This is a genomic window from Ruegeria sp. CDSA141 (genome assembly GCF_059612005.1).
Genome location: NZ_JBXWPT010000019.1, coordinates 33633 through 54133, shown reverse-complemented (window position 1 = coordinate 54133; position 20501 = coordinate 33633). Strand labels below are relative to the sequence as shown.

Annotated in this window: 17 protein-coding genes; 2 read left to right on the top strand and 15 right to left on the bottom strand. The window is 57.6% G+C overall.

What is annotated here, in order from left to right; all coding sequences use genetic code 11:
• Positions 1-59 precede the first annotated feature (59 nt).
• The 7 genes from rpoC to rplK form a co-directional block, all read right to left on the bottom strand.
• Positions 60-4301, bottom strand: a complete 4242-nt coding sequence (gene rpoC, locus AC2FLP_RS19195) for a DNA-directed RNA polymerase subunit beta' (protein WP_496685595.1) — start codon at positions 4299-4301, stop codon at positions 60-62.
• A 49-nt stretch (positions 4302-4350) separates the two neighbouring features.
• Positions 4351-8484 (bottom strand): DNA-directed RNA polymerase subunit beta, encoded by a 4134-nt coding sequence (rpoB, locus tag AC2FLP_RS19190; protein WP_299901787.1) that lies wholly within the window; start codon positions 8482-8484, stop codon positions 4351-4353.
• A gap of 251 nt (positions 8485-8735) precedes the next feature.
• On the bottom strand, positions 8736-9110 hold the full coding sequence (gene rplL, locus AC2FLP_RS19185) for a 50S ribosomal protein L7/L12 (RefSeq protein ID WP_037314964.1): 375 nt from the start codon (positions 9108-9110) through the stop codon (positions 8736-8738).
• Between the two features lie 79 nt (positions 9111-9189).
• Positions 9190-9708 (bottom strand): 50S ribosomal protein L10, encoded by a 519-nt coding sequence (gene rplJ, locus AC2FLP_RS19180; protein ID WP_010441181.1) that lies wholly within the window; start codon positions 9706-9708, stop codon positions 9190-9192.
• Positions 9709-10032: 324 nt separating this feature from the next.
• On the bottom strand, positions 10033-10791 hold the full coding sequence (locus tag AC2FLP_RS19175; protein WP_496685592.1) for a nuclear transport factor 2 family protein: 759 nt from the start codon (positions 10789-10791) through the stop codon (positions 10033-10035).
• Between the two features lie 129 nt (positions 10792-10920).
• A complete protein-coding gene (rplA, locus tag AC2FLP_RS19170; RefSeq protein WP_299901780.1) occupies positions 10921-11619 on the bottom strand; it encodes a 50S ribosomal protein L1 in 699 nt (232 codons plus the stop codon).
• A gap of 1 nt (position 11620) precedes the next feature.
• A complete protein-coding gene (gene rplK / locus AC2FLP_RS19165; protein WP_117872199.1) occupies positions 11621-12070 on the bottom strand; it encodes a 50S ribosomal protein L11 in 450 nt (149 codons plus the stop codon).
• Positions 12071-12452: 382 nt separating this feature from the next.
• Here rplK and AC2FLP_RS19160 point away from each other — a divergent pair, with 382 nt between their 5' ends.
• On the top strand, positions 12453-13682 hold the full coding sequence (locus AC2FLP_RS19160; protein WP_299901776.1) for a peptidoglycan-binding domain-containing protein: 1230 nt from the start codon (positions 12453-12455) through the stop codon (positions 13680-13682).
• A gap of 86 nt (positions 13683-13768) precedes the next feature.
• Here AC2FLP_RS19160 and nusG read toward each other — a convergent pair whose 3' ends face one another.
• The 6 genes from nusG to ccoG all read right to left on the bottom strand — a co-directional run bounded on the left by nusG (position 13769) and on the right by ccoG (position 19031).
• A complete protein-coding gene (gene nusG, locus AC2FLP_RS19155; protein ID WP_117872965.1) occupies positions 13769-14302 on the bottom strand; it encodes a transcription termination/antitermination protein NusG in 534 nt (177 codons plus the stop codon).
• A 199-nt stretch (positions 14303-14501) separates the two neighbouring features.
• The gene (secE, locus tag AC2FLP_RS19150; RefSeq protein WP_050605011.1) at positions 14502-14699 is read right to left on the bottom strand and encodes a preprotein translocase subunit SecE; all 198 of its coding nucleotides are present in this window, start codon (positions 14697-14699) and stop codon (positions 14502-14504) included.
• Between the two features lie 99 nt (positions 14700-14798).
• Positions 14799-14957: a cbb3-type cytochrome oxidase assembly protein CcoS gene (gene ccoS / locus AC2FLP_RS19145; RefSeq protein WP_117872195.1), complete on the bottom strand. Its 159-nt coding sequence runs from the start codon at positions 14955-14957 to the stop codon at positions 14799-14801.
• A gap of 5 nt (positions 14958-14962) precedes the next feature.
• A complete protein-coding gene (locus AC2FLP_RS19140) occupies positions 14963-17140 on the bottom strand; it encodes a heavy metal translocating P-type ATPase (protein ID WP_496685588.1) in 2178 nt (725 codons plus the stop codon).
• Positions 17141-17142: 2 nt separating this feature from the next.
• Entirely contained in the window at positions 17143-17601 is a 459-nt protein-coding gene (locus AC2FLP_RS19135) for a FixH family protein (RefSeq protein WP_117872191.1), read from the bottom strand.
• A 2-nt stretch (positions 17602-17603) separates the two neighbouring features.
• Positions 17604-19031 (bottom strand): cytochrome c oxidase accessory protein CcoG, encoded by a 1428-nt coding sequence (ccoG, locus tag AC2FLP_RS19130; protein ID WP_117872189.1) that lies wholly within the window; start codon positions 19029-19031, stop codon positions 17604-17606.
• 35 nt (positions 19032-19066) lie between these two features.
• Here ccoG and AC2FLP_RS19125 point away from each other — a divergent pair, with 35 nt between their 5' ends.
• Positions 19067-19357, top strand: coding sequence for a hypothetical protein (locus AC2FLP_RS19125; protein WP_299901764.1), 291 nt, complete (start codon positions 19067-19069; stop codon positions 19355-19357).
• 95 nt (positions 19358-19452) lie between these two features.
• On the opposite strand, the gene ccoP is transcribed toward AC2FLP_RS19125, so the two are convergent.
• Both ccoP and AC2FLP_RS19115 read right to left on the bottom strand, forming a co-directional pair.
• Positions 19453-20316 (bottom strand): cytochrome-c oxidase, cbb3-type subunit III, encoded by an 864-nt coding sequence (ccoP, locus tag AC2FLP_RS19120; RefSeq protein ID WP_299901761.1) that lies wholly within the window; start codon positions 20314-20316, stop codon positions 19453-19455.
• A complete protein-coding gene (locus AC2FLP_RS19115) occupies positions 20313-20498 on the bottom strand; it encodes a cbb3-type cytochrome c oxidase subunit 3 (RefSeq protein ID WP_117872183.1) in 186 nt (61 codons plus the stop codon). Before AC2FLP_RS19115 ends, ccoP begins: the two co-directional genes overlap by 4 nt.
• Between the last annotated feature and the right edge of the window lie 3 nt (positions 20499-20501).

The following is a 20501-nucleotide window of genomic DNA, read 5'->3' as shown; positions in this document are numbered from 1 at the left end:
CGGCCAGAAAAAAAGGCCCCGCGATTTCGCGGGGCCTTTTTAGTTCTGAATGGCGCTGCTTACTCGCGGCTTTCCGGTGTTTCGACCAGAACGTCCAGTTCATCCCCGACCATATCATCATCCATGATCGGAGCGGCCAGGGCAGCGGCGGCCTCGGCCTCTTCCCGTCGTGCTTCGATGACTACGTTGTCACGCGACTGCGCGATGTGACGAACGGCCTGAGTTGCACCACCAGTACCGGCAGGGATCAGACGGCCGACGATGACGTTCTCTTTCAGGCCAACCAGCTTGTCTTTCTTGCCCTGCACCGACGCTTCGGTCAGCACGCGGGTGGTTTCCTGGAACGACGCCGCCGAGATGAACGAACGTGTCTGCAGCGAGGCTTTGGTGATCCCCAAGAGGATCGGTTCGCCCTGAGCCGGACGGCCACCACGCGAGAGTGTCTTCTCGTTGGCCGCATCAAACTCCTGCTTGTCGACATGCTCGCCTTTCAGCAGGGTGGTGTCGCCTGAATCCAGAATCTCCCACTTCTGCAGCATCTGACGCACGATGACTTCGATGTGCTTGTCGTTGATCTTCACGCCCTGCAGACGATACACGTCCTGCACCTCGTCGATCATGTAATCCGCCAGCGCTTCGACACCCATGATAGACAGGATGTCATGCGGAGCCGGGTTGCCGTCCATCAGGTATTCACCCTTCTGGATGAAATCGCCCTCCGCGACCGGGATATGTTTACCCTTGGGTACCATATACTCGATCGTTTCCATCGACTCGTCTGCCGGCTCGATACTGATGCGGCGCTTGTTCTTGTAGTCACGGCCAAAGCGCACGTAACCATCCGCCTCGGCGATGATCGCGTGATCTTTCGGGCGACGGGCTTCGAACAGTTCAGCCACACGCGGCAGACCACCGGTGATGTCCTTGGTCTTGGCACCTTCACGCGGGATACGCGCAACAACGTCACCTGCTTCGATCTGCTGACCATCTTCGATCGACAGGATCGCGTCCACCGACATCGGATAGTGAACCGGGTTGCCCGCATCGTTGCGGACCGGCTCGCCATCTTCGCCAACCAGAATGATCTCAGGCTTCAGCTCGCTGCCTTTCGGGGCCGCGCGCCAGTCGATCACGATCTTCTGGGTCATACCGGTTGCTTCATCGGTCTCGTCGCGGACAGCAAGGCCCGAAACCAGATCGACATATTTCGCGGTACCCGCTTTCTCGGCGATGATCGGCAGGGTGTAGGGATCCCATTCGAACAGCTTGTCACCACGGGCTACCTTGGTGCCATCCTTCACGAACAGCTTCGAGCCGTAGGTCAGCTTGTGGCTGGCACGCTCTTCGCCATGTTCGTCTTTGATCACCAGCTTCATGTTCCGGCCCATGACCAGGCTTTCGCCTGCGGCATTGGCCAGGACCTGCGGGTTCTCGAACGAAACGACACCGTCTTGGCTGGCTTCCTGGAACGACTGCTGGCCACCTTGCGCAACACCACCAATGTGGAAGGTCCGCATCGTCAGCTGCGTACCGGGTTCACCGATGGACTGGGCTGCGATGATGCCGACAGCCTCACCTGTGTTCACCATGGTACCGCGTGCAAGGTCGCGACCGTAGCATGTCGCACAGACGCCTTCCTCGGACTCACAGGTCAGAGGCGACCGGATACGCATCGAAGCAACACCGGCCTCGTCGATCATGTCGGCCATACGTTCGTCGATCAACTGACCTGCAGCGACCAGAACCTCATCCGTACCCGGACGCAGAACGTCGTCGGCAGAGACACGGCCCAGAACACGTTCGGCAAGCGAGGCGACAACCTCACCGTCATTCACCGCAGCTTCGGCAGTGATTGCACGCTCGGTGCCGCAGTCGATCTCACGAACGATGCAGTCCTGAGCGACATCCACCAGACGACGGGTCAGGTAACCCGAGTTCGCCGTCTTCAGAGCGGTATCCGACAGACCCTTACGGGCACCGTGAGTCGAGTTGAAGTACTCGAGAACGGTCAGACCTTCTTTAAAGTTCGAGATGATCGGCGTCTCGATGATGTCGCCGTTCGGCTTGGCCATCAGGCCGCGCATACCGCCCAGCTGTTTCATCTGAGTAACCGAGCCACGCGCACCGGAGTGAGCCATCATGTAGACCGAGTTCGGCTCCATGTCCGACCCGTCTTCGGCCTTGGCAACGTCCGAGATCGTGCTCATCATTGCCTCAGTCACACGGTCGTTACACTTCGACCAGGCATCGACCACTTTGTTGTACTTTTCGCCCTGAGTGATCAGACCATCCATGTACTGCTGTTCAAAGTCTTTCACCTGACTGCGCGTTTCGTCGACAATGCTCCACTTGCCGTTCGGGATGACCATGTCGTCCTTACCAAACGAAATGCCCGCCTTGAACGCTTCTTTGAAGCCCATCGACATGATCTGGTCACAGAAGATGACCGACTCTTTCTGACCGCAATAGCGGTAGACGGTGTCGATCACCTGCTGCACTTCTTTTTTCCGCAGCAGACGGTTGACCAGCTCGAAAGGTGCCTTGTTGTTCATCGGCAGCAGAGCACCCAGACGCAGACGGCCCGGAGTGGTTTCATAACGCTTCTGAATTTCGATGCCTTCGTCGTCGATCTGCTTGATCCGAGCGGTGATTTTCGAGTGCAAGTGCACCTCACCCGCGTCCAGCGCGTGCTGGACTTCGTCGATCGAGCCAAAGACCTTGCCTTCGCCCGGCATGCCTTCGCGTTCCAGGGTCACATAGTACAGACCCAGGATCATATCCTGTGACGGAACGATGATCGGCGCACCGTTTGCGGGCGACAGAACGTTGTTCGTCGACATCATCAGAACACGCGCTTCCAGCTGCGCCTCAAGGCTCAGCGGGACGTGAACGGCCATCTGGTCACCGTCGAAGTCGGCGTTAAAGGCCGAACAGACCAGCGGGTGCAGCTGGATCGCCTTGCCTTCGATCAGAACCGGCTCGAACGCCTGAATGCCAAGACGGTGCAGCGTCGGCGCACGGTTCAGCATGACAGGGTGTTCGCGGATCACCTCATCGAGGATATCCCATACTTCGGGACGCTCTTTCTCGACCAGTTTCTTCGCCTGTTTGACGGTCGAAGACAGACCTTTGGCTTCAAGACGCGAGTAGATGAACGGCTTGAACAGCTCGAGCGCCATCTTCTTGGGCAGACCACACTGGTGCAGCTTGAGTTCCGGGCCGGTCACAATGACCGAACGGCCCGAGAAGTCGACGCGTTTCCCCAGAAGGTTCTGACGGAAGCGGCCCTGCTTGCCTTTCAGCATGTCCGACAGCGATTTCAGCGGGCGCTTGTTGGCGCCGGTGATCACGCGGCCACGACGGCCGTTGTCGAACAGAGCGTCAACGGATTCCTGCAGCATCCGCTTTTCGTTGCGGACGATGATATCAGGCGCGCGCAGTTCGATCAGACGCTTCAGACGGTTGTTCCGGTTGATGACGCGGCGATACAGATCGTTCAGATCCGAAGTCGCGAACCGGCCACCGTCCAGCGGAACCAGCGGACGCAGTTCCGGCGGAATGACCGGGATTACGGTCATCACCATCCACTCGGGCCGGTTGCCCGACTCGAGGAAGCTTTCGACAACCTTCAGACGCTTGATGATCTTCTTGGGCTTCAGTTCGCCGGTTGCTTCGGCCAAATCAGCGCGCAGCTGCTCGGCTTCGGCTTCCAGATCGATCTGGGCCAGCATCTCACGGATGGCTTCGGCACCAATGTTCGCGGTGAACGCGTCCATGCCATAGGCATCCTGAGCGTCCATGAACTCTTCTTCGGTCAGCATCTGGCCGTAAGACAAGTCGGTCAGACCGGGCTCGATAACGACGTAGTTTTCAAAGTACAGAACGCGTTCCAGATCGCGCAGCGTCATGTCCAGCATCAGACCGATGCGGGACGGCAGCGACTTCAGGAACCAGATATGTGCTACGGGTGCTGCCAGTTCGATATGGCCCATACGCTCGCGGCGGACTTTCTGCAGGGTGACTTCCACACCGCATTTCTCGCAGACAACGCCGCGATACTTCATCCGCTTATATTTGCCGCACAAACATTCATAATCTTTGATTGGGCCAAAGATACGCGCGCAGAACAGACCGTCACGTTCAGGCTTGAACGTCCGGTAGTTGATGGTTTCGGGTTTCTTGATCTCGCCATAGGACCAAGACAGGATCCGCTCGGGCGACGCCAACGAGACCTTGATCTCGTCAAAGACCTTCGGGGGCGTCAGCGGGTTAAACGGGTTGTTGGTGATTTCCTGGTTCATTTTGCGTCCTTACAAATTGGGATGGGATGAGTGTGGGGCGTTGCCGCCCCTACTCTTCCTCCGCATCCAGGAGTTCCATATTCAGGCCGAGGCCACGGACTTCTTTCACCAGAACGTTGAACGATTCCGGTACGCCCGCTTCAAAGTTATCCTCGCCCTTGACGATCGACTCATAGACCTTGGTCCGGCCGGCGACGTCATCCGATTTCACGGTGAGCATCTCCTGCAGGGTGTAGGCGGCGCCGTAGGCTTCCAGAGCCCAGACTTCCATCTCACCAAAGCGCTGACCACCGAACTGCGCCTTACCACCCAGCGGCTGCTGGGTAACCAGGCTGTACGGCCCGGTCGAACGCGCGTGGATTTTGTCGTCCACAAGGTGGTGCAGTTTCAGCAGGTACTTGATACCCACGGTCACCGGACGTGCGAATTGCTCACCGGTACGACCGTCGAACAGGATCGACTGACCGCTCTGCGAGAAGCCGGCACGCACCAGCGCGTCATTGACGTCAGCCTCTTTGGCACCGTCAAAGACCGGGGTTGCGATCGGAACACCACGGGTTACATTGCCCGCTGCTTCGACAAGCGTTTCCTCGTCCATGCCGGTGATGCCTTCTTCGTAGACATCTTCGCCATAGGCCACCTTCATCGCTTCGCGCACCGGGGTCAGGTCGCCGGAACGGCGGTATTCACCCAGAGCTTCGTCGATGTTCAGACCCAGACCGCGCGCGGCCCAACCCATATGGGTTTCAAGGATCTGACCAACATTCATACGCGAAGGCACGCCCAGCGGGTTCAGACAGAAGTCAACCGGAGTACCATCGGCCAGGAACGGCATGTCTTCCATCGGGACAACCTTGGAAATCACACCTTTGTTCCCGTGACGACCGGCCATCTTGTCGCCCGGCTGCAGCTTACGCTTCACGGCGATGAAGACTTTGACCATCTTCATCACACCCGGCGGCAGATCGTCACCACGACGGACTTTCTCAACCTTGTCTTCGAAACGGGCATCCAGAGCGCGCTTGAGCACTTCGTATTGCTCATTCAGAGCCTCTACGATCTGGGCGTCCTTCTCGTCTTCCAGTGCCAGCTGCCACCACTGACCACGGGTCAGCATGTCCAGCAGTTCCTCGGTGATCACCGATCCTGCCTTGACGCCTTTCGGGCCTTTGACAGCGGTCTTACCCAGGATCAGACCTTGCAGACGCGCATAGATGTTGCGGTCAAGGATCGCCAGCTCGTCATCCCGGTCACGGGCCAGACGTTCGACTTCCTCACGCTCGATCTGCAGCGCACGCTCGTCTTTCTCGACGCCGTGACGGTTGAAGACACGGACTTCCACGACAGTCCCGTAATCGCCCGGCTTCACGCGCAGCGAAGTATCGCGCACATCTGATGCTTTTTCACCAAAGATGGCGCGCAGCAACTTTTCTTCCGGGGTCATCGGGCTTTCGCCCTTCGGAGTGATCTTGCCGACCAGAATATCGCCCGGCTCAACATCCGCACCGATGTAAACGATGCCGGCCTCGTCGAGGTTGCGCAGCGCTTCTTCACCGACGTTCGGGATGTCGCGGGTGATCTCTTCCGGACCCAGCTTGGTGTCACGGGCGGCGACTTCGAATTCCTCGATATGGACCGAGGTAAAGACGTCATCACGCGCGATACGTTCCGAAATCAGGATCGAGTCTTCGTAGTTGTACCCGTTCCACGGCATGAACGCGACAATCACGTTCTTACCCAGAGCCAGTTCACCCATGTCGGTTGACGGACCGTCGGCGATCACCTCGCCTTTCTGGACGGTGTCGCCCACTTTCACCAGCGGGCGCTGGTTGATGCAGGTGTTCTGGTTCGAACGCTGGAATTTCCGCAGGCGATAGATGTCCACACCAGCGTCGCCAAGTTCCAGATCTTCGGTAGCGCGGATAACGATACGCTGGGCATCGACCTGGTCGATGATACCGGCGCGTTTCGCCTGGATCGCAGCGCCCGAGTCGATCGCAACCTTTTCCTCGATACCGGTGCCGACCAGCGGCGCCTCAGCCCGCAGCAGCGGAACCGCCTGACGTTGCATGTTCGAGCCCATCAGAGCGCGGTTGGCGTCGTCATTCTCAAGGAACGGGATCAGCGATGCAGCGACCGAAACCAGCTGTTTCGGCGACACGTCGATCAGGTCCACATTCTCGCGCGGGGCGAGGGTGTAGTCACCGGCCTGACGGGTCGACACCAGATCATTGATGAACTTGCCGTTTTCATCCAGCGTCGCGTTCGCCTGCGCCACGGTGTGACGCATTTCCTCGGTCGCGGACATGTAGTGGACCTCATCAGTCACCTCTGCGTCTTTGACGACACGGTACGGTGTTTCGATGAAGCCATATTTGTTCACACGGGCGAAGGTGGCCAGCGAGTTGATCAGACCGATATTCGGGCCTTCCGGTGTTTCAATCGGGCACATCCGGCCATAGTGGGTCGGGTGAACGTCGCGCACCTCAAAGCCGGCGCGCTCACGTGTCAGACCACCGGGGCCAAGCGCCGAGAGACGGCGTTTGTGGGTGACTTCCGACAACGGGTTGGTCTGGTCCATGAACTGCGACAGCTGCGAGCTGCCGAAGAATTCGCGGACGGCGGCAGCGGCTGGTTTCGCGTTGATCAGGTCCTGCGGCATGACGGTGTCGATCTCGACCGACGACATACGCTCTTTGATCGCGCGCTCCATGCGCAGCAGGCCAACACGGTACTGGTTTTCCATCAGTTCGCCGACTGAACGCACACGGCGGTTGCCAAGGTGGTCGATATCGTCGATGTCACCTTTGCCGTCACGCAGTTCCACCAGCGCCTTGATACAGGCAACGATGTCTTCGCGGCGCAGGGTACGCAGGGTATCCGGCGCATCAAGTGCCAGACGCATGTTCATCTTCACGCGGCCAACAGCCGACAGATCATAGCGCTCGCTGTCGAAGAACAGCGTGTCGAACAGGGCCGACGCTGCCTCGACGGTGGGCGGCTCGCCTGGGCGCATGACGCGGTAGATGTCCATCAGCGCGCTTTCACGGTTCACGTTCTTGTCCTGAGCCATGGTGTTGCGCATGTAAGGGCCGACATTGACGTTGTCGATGTCCAGAACCGGGATGTCGGTGATGCCTGCGTCGATCAGCTCTTTCACAGTGCCGCCGATCAGGTCACCGTCTTTGTCATATTCCAGCGTCAGTTCATCACCGGCCTCGACATAGATCGCGCCGTTTTCTTCGTTGATGATGTCCTTGGCGACAAATTTGCCGACGATGTGATCAAACGGAACCAGAAGATCGGTAACGGTGCCTTCGTCGATCAGTTTCTTGACCGCGCGAGGCGTGACTTTCTTGCCCGCTTCAGCAATCACTTCACCGGACTTGGCGTCGATCAGATCATAGGTCGGACGGGTGCCGCGCACGCGCTCGGGGAAGAACGGTGTGACCCAGCCCTTCTTCTTGTCCAGCTTGTAGGACACGGTGTTGTAATACGCGTCCATGATCGCTTCCTGATCCAGACCCAGCGCATAAAGCAGGGTTGTCACAGGCAGTTTGCGGCGGCGGTCGATCCGGGCGAACACGATGTCCTTGGCGTCGAACTCAAAGTCCAGCCAACTGCCGCGATACGGGATGATGCGGCAGGCAAACAGCAGCTTGCCCGAGGAATGAGTCTTGCCCTTGTCGTGGTCAAAGAACACACCGGGCGAACGGTGCATCTGGGATACGATCACACGCTCGGTCCCGTTCACGACAAATGTGCCGTTCGGCGTCATCAAAGGCATATCGCCCATGAAGACATCCTGTTCCTTGATGTCTTTCACCGATTTAGCACCGGTGTCCTCATCGACATCGAACACGATCAGGCGCAGGGTAACCTTCAGCGGCGCGCTGTAGGTCATGTCGCGCTGCATGCATTCTTCGACATCGTATTTGGGTTTTTCCAGATCGTATTTCACGAACTCCAGAACGGAGGTTTCGTTAAAATCCTTGATCGGGAAAACCGATTGGAACACGCCTTTGATGCCTTCGCCGTCTGCGGGCTGCTCTGCATCGCCGGAGCGCAGGAAAAGATCATAAGAAGATTTCTGCACCTCAATGAGGTTCGGCATTTCCAGCACTTCGCGGATTTTGCCATAGTATTTCCGAAGACGTTTCTGGCCAAGGAACGATTGAGCCATGTCAGATGTCACCTTTCGATGTTCTCAGCGGGCAAAGACACCGTCGGGCCCCGGCGCCTTGCACATTAGAGAGGACACGTCCGGATCAATTCGTGGCCACCGTCCCGAATGGCAGCCTCCCGATCCGCGAACCGCGTCTTAGAAAACACCCCAAGTTCTGAGGCCCTTTCTGAGACAGGTTCGGCTGGACCCGGATTTCCCCGGATCCAGCCAAATCTTGCGGCGCATCAGTGATGCACCTGTCGAATGGCTTAGGCCAGCTCGACTTCGGCGCCAGCTGCTTCCAGCTTGCCTTTGACTTCTTCGGCTTCGTCTTTCGACACGCCTTCTTTGATCTTGCCGCCAGCTTCGACCAGCTCTTTGGCTTCTTTCAGGCCAAGACCGGTGATGCCGCGAACTTCTTTGATCACGTTGATTTTCGAAGCGCCGGCATTCTTCAGAACGACGTCGAATTCGGTTTTTTCTTCCTCAGCTGCGCCACCGGCGTCGCCACCAGCTGCCATGACAACTGCGCCGCCTGCTGCGGGCTCGATGCCATATTCATCTTTGAGGATGGTTTTCAGTTCTTGTGCTTCCAGCAGGGTCAGACCCACGATGCTTTCTGCGAGTGCTTTCAGATCAGCCATTTTATCAGCTCTTTCCGTTTACAGTGTGTGTTCCAACGTCAGGGCATCTGCCCCACGCAGATCATTCAGTGCCAACCGCTTACGCAGCTTCCGCCTTCTCTTCGATGGTGGAAAGGATGCTTGCGATGTTGCTTGCAGGTGCGCCAATCGCGCCGGCGATGTTCGAAGCAGGTGCGCCAATGCAGCCCACGATCGAAGCAATAAGCTCCTCGCGAGACGGCATTTTCGAAACTGTTTCGACGCCTTTGCGGTCCAGAGCGTTCTCACCCATTGCACCACCAAGAATCTCAAAATTCTTGTTATCCTTGGCGAAGTCCTCGGCCACCTTGGCTGCCGCCACGGGGTCTTCGGAATAGGTCAGAACGGTCATCCCTGTCAGCAGGTCGGCCATGCTTTCACACGGCTTACCCTCAAGGGCGATTTTGGCGAGCCTGTTCTTGGCAACACGCACGGCACCTCCCGCGTCACGAGCACGTGCGCGAAGGTCCTGCATCTCGGCAACTGTCAGACCGGCGTAGTGGGATACCACTACGACGCCAGAGCTTTCGAAGATTTGGCCGAGTTCCTCGACCACTTTCTCTTTCTGGGCTCTATCCACAGTTCTCTCCAAGTTTGGGGCGATATCTCACCCCGGCTCATATTTGCCGCAGCTTTCGCTCCGGCGTTCAGGTCCGTTGTTACGGGATTGGCCAAAATGCGCCCGAGGGTGGGACCCCCAGAATTCTTTGGTCTTACCCGTCTCAGGCAGGGAATTAAGGGGCCGAATGGACCCACCCACCGTCTTGGACGAAACAAAACAAAGCGCACGACGAATCGCACGCTTTGTTCCGCAGGTCTTATTAGGGCAGATAAAGGGGGTTTCCAAGGGGTAAATTGCACCCAAAGCGGATCAAAAAACCGCCCAAACTCCGACCACGTGGAGTCAGAACTTTCCGTTATCGTTTTTCCATTCTTCGCGCGGCGGGATCTCTTCGATCGTGCTCCAGTGCTCAACAATTCGATCATCGTCCCAACGATACAAATCATAAAAGCTTGAATGAACCCCATTTCTCTGGCCTTCGCACACACACAGAACGAAATTGCCCTCGGCTAAAACCCTGTGCGACATCTCGTAAGCAAACACCAGATTGCTTGCGCTTCGACCTTCCAACACGCTCTTGAGTGCCGAGATGCCGTCAGCCATTTCCGGATTGTGCTGTTTCAGGTCTTCGGCCACAAATTCTGCCAACCTATTGAACCGACGCTCGATAAGGACCTCCGTGACAAACACACGGCTGGTTGACCGGTTTTCTTCGGTCTTCTCCAAATCCGCTATTTCAGTGTGGCCGTCCTGCATTCCACGCCCCGAGAGGTTTGGACCACGCAAAGGCTGAATGTTGTCCCAATGCTCTACGGCTTTTCCATCTTCGAACCTAAACACCTCGAACGCTGCGCGCAGACTTCTGAAATCGTACTCGATATGCGCAAAGGCAAAATCGCCATCTTCGAAAACCCGTTTGAATGTGACCCTAGGCGAGGTTTTTGACAGTCGCGCGAACAATTCCGCAATACCTTCACTGCCTTCGTGGGTTTGAGGATTGTGCTGAATATACTTGTCTTCATTGACCACCGCTGCCGCCATAGCGTCACCGGTTTCCAGACCCTTGAGAAATTTTTGAATGAGAACGCGCTTGGTTTCCATGGAGAGGGTCCGTTTTTTTGACGAGCACCGAATTGGATGTCTGGCCACTTTTGCACCGAACCCCGCAAAAGAAAATCCCGGACAGTTCGCACCACCCGGGATCAATTCTTCAAATCGGAAATCTAGGGCTTATTCGCCCGCGGCTTCCGCCACATCAACGGTCACGCCAGGACCCATGGTCGAGCTCAGCGCGATTTTTTTCATGTAGGTGCCCTTGGCGCCCGACGGTTTCGCCTTGGCAACAGCCGTGACAAACGCTCGGACGTTTTCGACCAGCTTGGCTTCGTCAAACGACGCTTTGCCAACACCGGCATGAACAACGCCGCCTTTTTCCGCCTTGAACTGAACTTCACCACCTTTGGCTGCTTCCACGGCGGCTTTCACGTCCATGGTCACGGTGCCAACCTTGGGGTTCGGCATCAGGTTGCGGGGGCCCAGAACTTTACCCAGACGGCCGACGATCGGCATCATGTCCGGGGTTGCGATGCAGCGATCGAATTCGATGGTGCCGCCCTGAATGGTTTCCATCAGGTCTTCTGCGCCGACGATATCTGCGCCTGCTTCTTTCGCTTCGTCCGCCTTGGGGCCACGTGCGAATACGGCGACGCGCATCGCTTTACCTGTGCCATTCGGCAGGCCAACGACGCCACGAACCATCTGGTCCGCGTGACGGGTGTCAACGCCCAGGTTCATCGCGATTTCGATGGTCTCGTCGAATTTCGAGGTTGCGTTGCCTTTGACCAGGGCAACCGCTTCTTCAACCGACAGGTTTTCCTTGCCAGCGACAGCTTCGCGCGCAGTGCGGGTACGTTTACCGAGTTTTGCCATCTTACTTCACCTCGATGCCCATGGAGCGGGCCGAGCCCAGGATGATCTGCATTGCGCCTTCGATGTCGGTGGCGTTCAGATCTTTCATTTTGGCTTCGGCGATTTCGCGAACCTGCTTCGAGGTCACGGTTGCCACGGTCTCACGACCTGGGTTTTCCGCACCACGAGGGCGGTTCCGCTTGCCAACAGGCTTCAGGCCAGCCGCTTTTTTCAGGTAATAAGACGCGGGCGGCGTCTTGATGTCCATGGTGAAGGACTTGTCCTGATAATAGGTAATCACGGTCGGGCAAGGCGCGCCTTGCTCCATGTCTGCGGTCTTGGCGTTGAACGCCTTGCAGAATTCCATGATGTTGATGCCGCGCTGACCCAGCGCCGGACCAACTGGCGGCGACGGGTTCGCCTGTCCTGCAGGAACCTGCAGTTTCATTGTACCAGCAAGCTTCTTGGCCATTTGGTTTTCCTTTCAACTTAGGTGAAACGCGTCCCACCCAGATTATGTTGCGTGGTCCGATCCGGGATCGCGATCCCTGCAACCTCCCACGAGAGAATCTCGCCCGAAGACGATAGAGGCGGCGTTTACAGGGGATCAGTAGAGATGACAAGTGGTTGGCGCCGCAATCTGGATATACCGAATCAAAACCAGGAAGGTTATTCGCCACCTAAAAGATTGTAGGCCACTGGCAGTGCAATTGTGAATGCCACTAACATTTTAAAAAAACGGCGAAAACCACAAATCAGTCGCTCATCAATCGGGATTTTGGTGCTTGCATCACCACAAAGCGCGTGGCCGTGTTATACTTCGAAAAATTAGTGAATTTTGGTGGAGGTTAATTATGATACTTCGTTTAGTTTTAACTCTTGGCATCGCCTTTTCTCTTGCTGCAGCTGCCCCTCAGACAGCGCGGGCGGACGCTGGTGAATTCCTCGGCGGCGCCGTCGTCGGCGGAATCGTTGGCTACGCGATTGGCAAGGACCAACAGAAGAAAAAGTCGCAGAGAACGACCACATCAAATCGAACTTACCGGTCGGGCATCCCATCGACTTCACAGGGCGCGCAAACCCAGACCGCGCTCAATTACTTCGGATACAATGCAGGAAGGGTCGATGGCCAGGTCGGTCGTGGCACCCGGTCCGCAATCGAACGCTATCAGGCCTCGATGGGCTATCCTGTGAACGGCTATGATTTTCAGCCCTATCAGTCCGACTTTTTGATGCAGGCCTACTATTGGGCCACAAGCGGTGGGCAGTCGGCCACTCAGCTTTCGGGCCAACCGCTGTTGATGGCGTATCGCCGTCAGGTGCACACGGGCTCTGCTCTGGCTGCTGCCCCTCAGGCCCCGGCACAAGCCGTGCCGGTACAACCTGTCCCGGTTACGACACCGCAGGAACCCGAACCCGAGACGACTGAAACTGCGTCTGCAAACCTGCCGAGCCTGTTTTCAGGCGGTACCGGAGGCCCGTCGCTGGCCAATCGCTGCAGCGGAGTCATGCTGCAAACATCGACCAATGGCGGCTATACAACCCTGTCGAACATGTCCGATCCCGACTTTGCGCTCAGCGAGCAGTTCTGCCTTGCCCGCAGTTACGCGATGGCACGCGGTGAAGATCTGATTCAGGATATCCAGGGACTGACGCCGGATCAGGTTAGCGCCCAATGCGACTCTTATGGTGAAATGGTGGCTCCACAAGTTGACGCTCTGTCGATCAACTCGAAAACTGAGGCTGAAACCCAGATGCGCAAGCTGGCGCTGGACTCCGGGCTCAGCCCCCAAGATCTTGCCGCAACAAGCAAGGTCTGCCTGGCGATTGGCTACCGTCAGGACAACATGGATGCCGCTCTTGGGTCTGCTCTGATGCTGGTCGCAATGGGTGAACCGGCGTACGGCGAACTGATTGGCCACCATCTGCGCGAAGGTTTCGGCGTGCAGGAGCGCCGCGACCTTGCGATGCAGTGGTATGACGCGAGCCTTTCGGCGCTGGATGCCGGATCGCAAGCCGTGTTCCTGCCGTCCCAGACCGACAGGCCGCAACTTTTGCGCGCGGCTATGGTTCAAGCACAATAGGTCGATACGTTTTCAGCGAATACCTAAACAAAAAACGCCGCGTTACCCTTGGCATCGCGGCGTTTCAATTCTCGAGGAGAGTTTCCTCAGCCCTGCTTCGTAACCTGCGTAAAGTCCAGCTCGACCGGGGTTTCCCGACCAAAGATCGAGACCGAGACCTTCAGTTTCTGGTTTTCGTCGTCCACGCCTTCGACCATGCCGTCGAAATCCTCGAACGGGCCGTCGTTGACTTTGACCTTTTCACCAACCTCGAAGCTGATCATCAGCTTGGGCGCTTCTTCACCTTCCTGAACACGGTTGAGGATCTGATTGACCTCAGCATCGCGCATCGGCATCGGACGCCCCTGAGGGCCCAGAAAACCGGTGACGCGGTTGATCGAGTTGATCAGGTGATAGCCCTGATCCGACATTTCCATATGTACCAGCACGTAACCGGGCATGAAACGGCGCTCAGTCGTGACTTTCTTGCCCCGGCGCACTTCGATCACCTCTTCGGTGGGCACCAGCACTTCGTCGATATCGTCCTCAAGGCCCTGTTCAGCCACCGACGTGCGGATCTGCTCTGCGATCTTCTTTTCGAAATTCGAAAGAACGCTGACCGAGTACCACCGTTTCGCCATGAACCTGTCGTCCTTGTTTGTCTTCGAGGTATCCCGCGTACCGGACACACTCGTCATTAAAATCTCGTCACGCCATCCGGAATAAAAAGCGGCGCGCAGCCCGAATCGCCACACGCCTATTCCGAATAGTACCGCGTCACCTACTCTGACATTGCGCGCGACGCAAGGGGGCAGAGACGTATCAACGCGCTGATACTGCTTAGCTGAACGCGCCCAGGATCAGTTGCAGGCCGCCCCGGATACCCAGATCGACCAAAGCGAAAAATACAGCCGTCAGCGCGGCCATGATAAAGACCATTACCGTGGTCAACAGCACCTCGCGCCGGGTCGGCCAGACGACCTTGGAGACTTCGGCTCGGACCTGCTGAATGAACTGGATCGGATTGGTAGTGGCCATTTGGCGTTTTCTCTCTGCTAGCGGATGGGCCGGACATATCCGGGCATTGCGACAATTTCAAGGGCAGTTGGTTCATCTCTGCCTCTATGGGGCAATCGTTCAGGGTTTGGGTTTGTCATCCCATTCGTCGCTCAGGATCCGGCGCGCGTCGCCTTCGGGGTCTTCGTACTGGTTCGAACGAACGGTATAGACAAAGGCGGCAAGACCAACGCCCCCCAGGAACAGGGAAATCGGGATCAGATAGGCAAGCACTTCCATTCAGGTTACCTCAGCCGCAGGGCGTTCAGGGACACGGTAATGGACGAGGTCGACATCGCCAAGGCCGCGATCAGCGGTGTCGCCAGTCCCATCACGGCCAGAGGAACAGCGATCACGTTGTAAACGGTTGCGATCTGGAAGTTTTCGCGAATGCGCCTGGTGGCTTTGACAGCCGTGTCGCACGCATCCGCAATAGGCGAAAGATCATTGCCCAACAGTACGATATCCGACGCGACCCGTGCCGCATCCAGCGCGGAAGCCGGAGAGATCGACACATGCGCCGCCGTCAAAGCAGCGGTATCATTCAGCCCGTCGCCAACCATCAGAACTTTGTGACCTTCATCGCTGAGATCCTGAATGCGTCTTGCCTTGTCCTGCGGCAAAGCCTCGGCAATCCAATCCCTGATCCCCAGTTTTTCTGCCAATGCGCGCACGGCCCCCTGCGAGTCTCCTGAAATCAGAAGCACCTGCTTGCCCGAAGCGCGCAGCGCATCTACCGCCTCAGCGGCGCCCGGGCGCAAGGCGTCCGAGAATCGGAAGGCCACGGGTGCGTCTTCGCCGATTGCCAGCCAGGCCGAAGTATTGGTGCCCTGATCCGCGCCGACCCAGGCCGCCCGACCCAGACGAACACGTTGGCCACGGAACTCGCCCTCGGTGCCATAGCCGGGAACCTCGGCTATTCCTCGAACACTTGCTGGTTTGATCCCTGCCGCACGCGCCGCTTTTGCCAATGACACGGACAAGGGATGCGCAGAAGCCTCGGCCAGCGCCAGAGCGACCTCGACCTTGGCGCGGGCATGGTCTGCCAGATTGACCAGTTCCGGTACGCCGGATGTCAGGGTGCCCGTCTTGTCGAATACAACTGTGTCGGCTTCGGACAACCGCTCCAGTGCAGTGGCGTGCTTGATCAGCATTCCCTTGCGGAACAACCGACCCGACGCGGCCGTTGTTACCGCTGGCACGGCCAAACCCAACGCGCAGGGGCAGGTAATAATCAGAACAGCCGCCGCGATGTTCAGTGCCGTGCGCAAGTCACCGGAATAGATGTACCACCCAACAAAGCTGAGCGCCGACAGAATATGAACCCCGGGCGCATAGAGCTTGGCGGCCTTGTCGGCCAACGAGGTATAGCGGGACCGGCCAGACTCGGCGATGGCTACAAGATCAGCCATGCGATGGAGCGACGTGTCTTCCCCGACCGCCGTTGCCCGGATTGTCAACGGACCCGTCAGGTTGACTTCACCCGCGCTCACAACCTGCCCGGCTTCGGCAAAGACTGGCACCGTCTCGCCTGTCAGAAGGGATCGATCCAGTTCGGACTGGCCCGACACGATCTGGCCGTCCACCGGCATGCGCCCACCCGGTCGCACAAGGACCAGATCTCCGACATGCAACTCGGCAACGGGAACCTCGTCTTCGGCCCCATCGACCACACGAATGGCGCGGGGAACTTCCAACGCTGTCAATTCCTCGGCCGCTGATCGCGCCGCAGCACGGGTACGGTAATCAAGATACCGTCCCGCCAGCAGAAAGAAGGTCAATGTCAGAGCAGCGTCGAAATAGGCATGCTCGCCGCTCAACGCGGTTTCCCACAGCGATGTGATCAGCGCCAACAGGATCGCCAGTACAATCGGTACATCCATATTCAGCCGTCGCACGCGCAGAGCGCTCCAAGCATTGACAAAGAACGGCTGGGCCGAGAACGCAATGGCCGGCAGCGCAATGGCCGCTGAAATCCAGTGGAACATGTCCCGCGTTGCATCCGTCGCACCGGACCAGACCGAAACCGACAGCAACATCACGTTCATGGATGCAAACCCGGCCACGGCCAGGCGCATCAGAAGATCACGACCGGCCTTGTCCGTCTGCGTTGCGGACAAAACCCCCGGATCAAGCTCATGTGCTTCGAATCCCGCCTGTTCAAGCACCGGGATCAGATCGCTTGCGCGCGTTTCCGGCGTGGCTTTTATCATCGCGCGTTTGAGCGTCAGATTCACCCGGGCATCTTCGACGCCGGGGTGCGCGTTCAGTTCACGCTCGACCGTCGCGATACAGGCCGAGCAATGAATGCCCGGCAGCGACAAAGCGATCTGTACATCCTCCGGTACGGGCCGGGCCGGATCTGCCGGGGCCGCAAGGCAGCCCGGGCAGGCTGCTGTACCGGATGAAAGCTGAGCCGTCATGCTTACCCCTTCACGTACAGCGGAACGCGCTGCGAGAATTCGGCACCGTTTCCGTCACGCGCCACCAATCGGATATTCCAGTTGCCCTTACCCAAAGTGGCAGGCGTGGCATAGGCGGTACCGTCGAACGTAAAGTCGGGTACGAAGTCGTCGCGTACATGGGTTGCCCGGCCAACCACCGCCTGCAATTCACTCACCTGAACCGGTACACCGCTTTCGTCGGTAATGTGAAGGATCAGAAGACCACCTTTGGTTTCCGCCCGAACGGTCCAGCCCAGCGCTCGCTGTTCTTGCAATCTCTCGTTGAACTCCTGACTGGCGACATAGGAGTTCTTCACCTCGAGCCCGGGAAACGTCTTCACGGCATTGTAGGCCAGCACGAGGTTCACCGCGATGATCACGCCAAAAGCGCCGACAAACACGGCCAAAGCGTGCTTTCCGGTGAATTTACGTTCGGCCATGATCAGTTCCCTCGTCCATTAAACGTGGTGTCCTTGTATGCGCGTTCGCCGCTGCTGAGGTCTTCGACCCAGATCCGCACTGGTGTCGCCTCTGCTGCGGCCGGACCGCTGTCGCGAGGAGCTATGATATATACACGGGTCAATTGTGCCGTATCCGCCGTGACATTCACAGTATCGATCTTAGTTCCCTCAATTTCCAGTCGCATCGCCGGATCGCCCGCCAAAGACAGTTTGAACAGACGGTCCTCACCGTGCTTGTTGCGAAGACGAACGTCATACGTGTTGCGGATTGTTCCGTCCGACAGGGTGACGAAAGTGGGGTTACGCACCGGCGCGACGGTCAGATCGATGTCAGAACGGATGAACAGTGCAAACAGAAGCCCGAATCCGACCAGCGCCCATAATGCGGTGTACATGATCGTACGTGGCCTCAGAATGTGCTTCCAGACATTCTTGGGGGGTTCTCCGGATCGCTCATGGGCTTCATCACTCAACGCCATGTAGTCGATCAGCCCTCGTGGTTTGCCGATCTTGGCCATCATGTCGTCACAAGCGTCGATGCACAGGGCACAGGTGATGCATTCCAACTGCTGACCATCCCGGATATCGATACCGACAGGGCAGACATTCACGCAAGCCATACAGTCGATACAATCCCCCAACTCTGAATCCGCCGTCCGCTTGCCTTTGCCGCGCGGCTCACCCCGCCACTCGCGATAGCCGACAACTAGCGTGTCCTCATCCATCATTGCCGCCTGAATGCGCGGCCATGGGCACGCGTAAATACAGATCTGCTCACGGGCGAACCCGCCGAAGAAGAAAGTTGTACCCGTCAAGATCAGCATCGTCGTGTAGGCGACGGGATGCGCGTTGCCCGTCACAAGATCACGGGCCAGCGTCGGTGCATCCGCGAAGTAGAACACCCAGGCACCGCCCGTCGCCAGACCGATCAGAAACCAGACCGTCCATTTGGTGACCCGCAAACGAGCTTTGCGGAAATCGAGCTTTTCCTGACGGTGCAGGCGCAGGCGGGCGTTTCTGTCACCTTCAATCCAGCGCTCGACCAGAATAAACAGATCCGTCCAGACGGTCTGCGGGCATGCATACCCGCACCACACGCGACCCAGAGCTGACGTGAACAGAAACAGGCCCAAACCCGCCATGATCAGCAGACCGGCGACAAAGTAAAATTCGTGCGGCCAGATTTCGATCCAGAAAAAATAGAAACGCCGATTTGCCAGATCCAACAGAACAGCCTGATCCGGCAGGCTGGGACCACGATCCCATCTGATCCAGGGCGTCACGTAGTAGATGCCCAGCGTCACAATAAGAATAATCCATTTCAGGTTTCGAAACGGCCCCGAAACACGTCTTGGAAAGATCGGTTCACGCGCGGCGTAAAGGCTGGGGGCGGGGTCGGAATCGCTCACTGGCTGGCTCCACAAATGGGTCTTCTGAAGACGTCTTGTTCCAGATCATGCATGGGCGAACTTTGACATGGGTCAAAAAGCGCATCGAGCAAACATCTTTTGAAGATCAGCCCATATTGCCCGCGCTGGAAATGGTGTATTTTACCCGATTTTCAGCTGGTTTTGGCGAAAAATCTGCTTGTAGCTTGAACCCAACCGCATCGAGCACGCGCGGCTCTCTGAGTCCCGACCAATTGTCGCAGCCCGAGATTGCGCCCCACCCCAACGCATATGAGCAGACCTCGTTGCGCAGAACTGAATGGCAATACAACAGGAAAGTAGTGTAAAAGAGCACCGGCTGTTCAGGAAACGCGCGAACAGATGGAACAGCCGGTGCTACAGCCTTCGGGCGGCGAACCGCCCGAAGGTTGCCCTCTAGGTCTTACTGACCACCACCCAACTGGTGGACATAGGCGGATACCGCACGGATCTGCGCCTCGGTCAGGCGGGTATCCCAGTTCGGCATGACGCCAAAGCGGCTGTAGGTCACAGTTTCAGTCAGAGTCTCTTCGCTGCCACCATATAGCCAGATTGCGTCGGTCAGGTTCGGTGCCCCCTGGAAGATGTCACCCGTTCCATCTTCGCCGTGACAGGACGCGCAGTTGTCTTCGAAGACAACCTTGCCCGCCTCAGCCGCCGCATCGTCGGTCTGTGCATTGCTCAGCGACATGACATACTGAACCACCTGCGTGATTTCATCATCCTCGAGGATTTCACCGAAGGCAGGCATCTCGGAATAGCGTGCATCGTCGCTTTCTTCGTTCCGGATACCATAGTTGACGGTGTAGACGATGTCTTCCATCGTCCCCCCCCAGAGCCAGGCGTCATCCAGCAGGTTCGGGAAACCAGGCGCGCCCTGTGCACCGGAACCGTGGCACTGTGCGCACCAGGTACGGAACACGGCACCACCGGAGTTCACGGCATATTGCTGAAGTTCAGCGTCCTTCGCGATGTCTTCCAGCGGAGTTTCCACCAGCTTGGCATTCCAGGGTGCGTTTGCCTCTTCGAATGCGACCATCTCCTGCTGGACCAAAGCCCGCGAAGACCATCCCATGACGCCAGCGGTTGCCGACTGCACCAAGGGCCATGCTGGATACATGATCGTGTAGATCACGCCCCAGATAATGGTCACATAGAATGTCCACAGCCACCAGCGAGGCATCGGGTTGTCGAACTCTTCGATCCCGTCCCAGCTGTGCCCGGTTGTGTTCGGATCACCCGGCTGTTTTTCAGGTGTCTTGCTCATTTCCGCGCCTCCTTGGATGTGGCGGGTTTGTCTTGATGCCGGAACGGGATGTTGGCGGTGTCGTTGTATTCCTTACTGGCACCGGGGCGGAAAACCCAGATGACGATGCCAACGAAGAAGGCGAACAACAACAACAGCATCCAGCTATCCGCGAACTGCCTGAGAATTGTGTATTCTTCCATCAC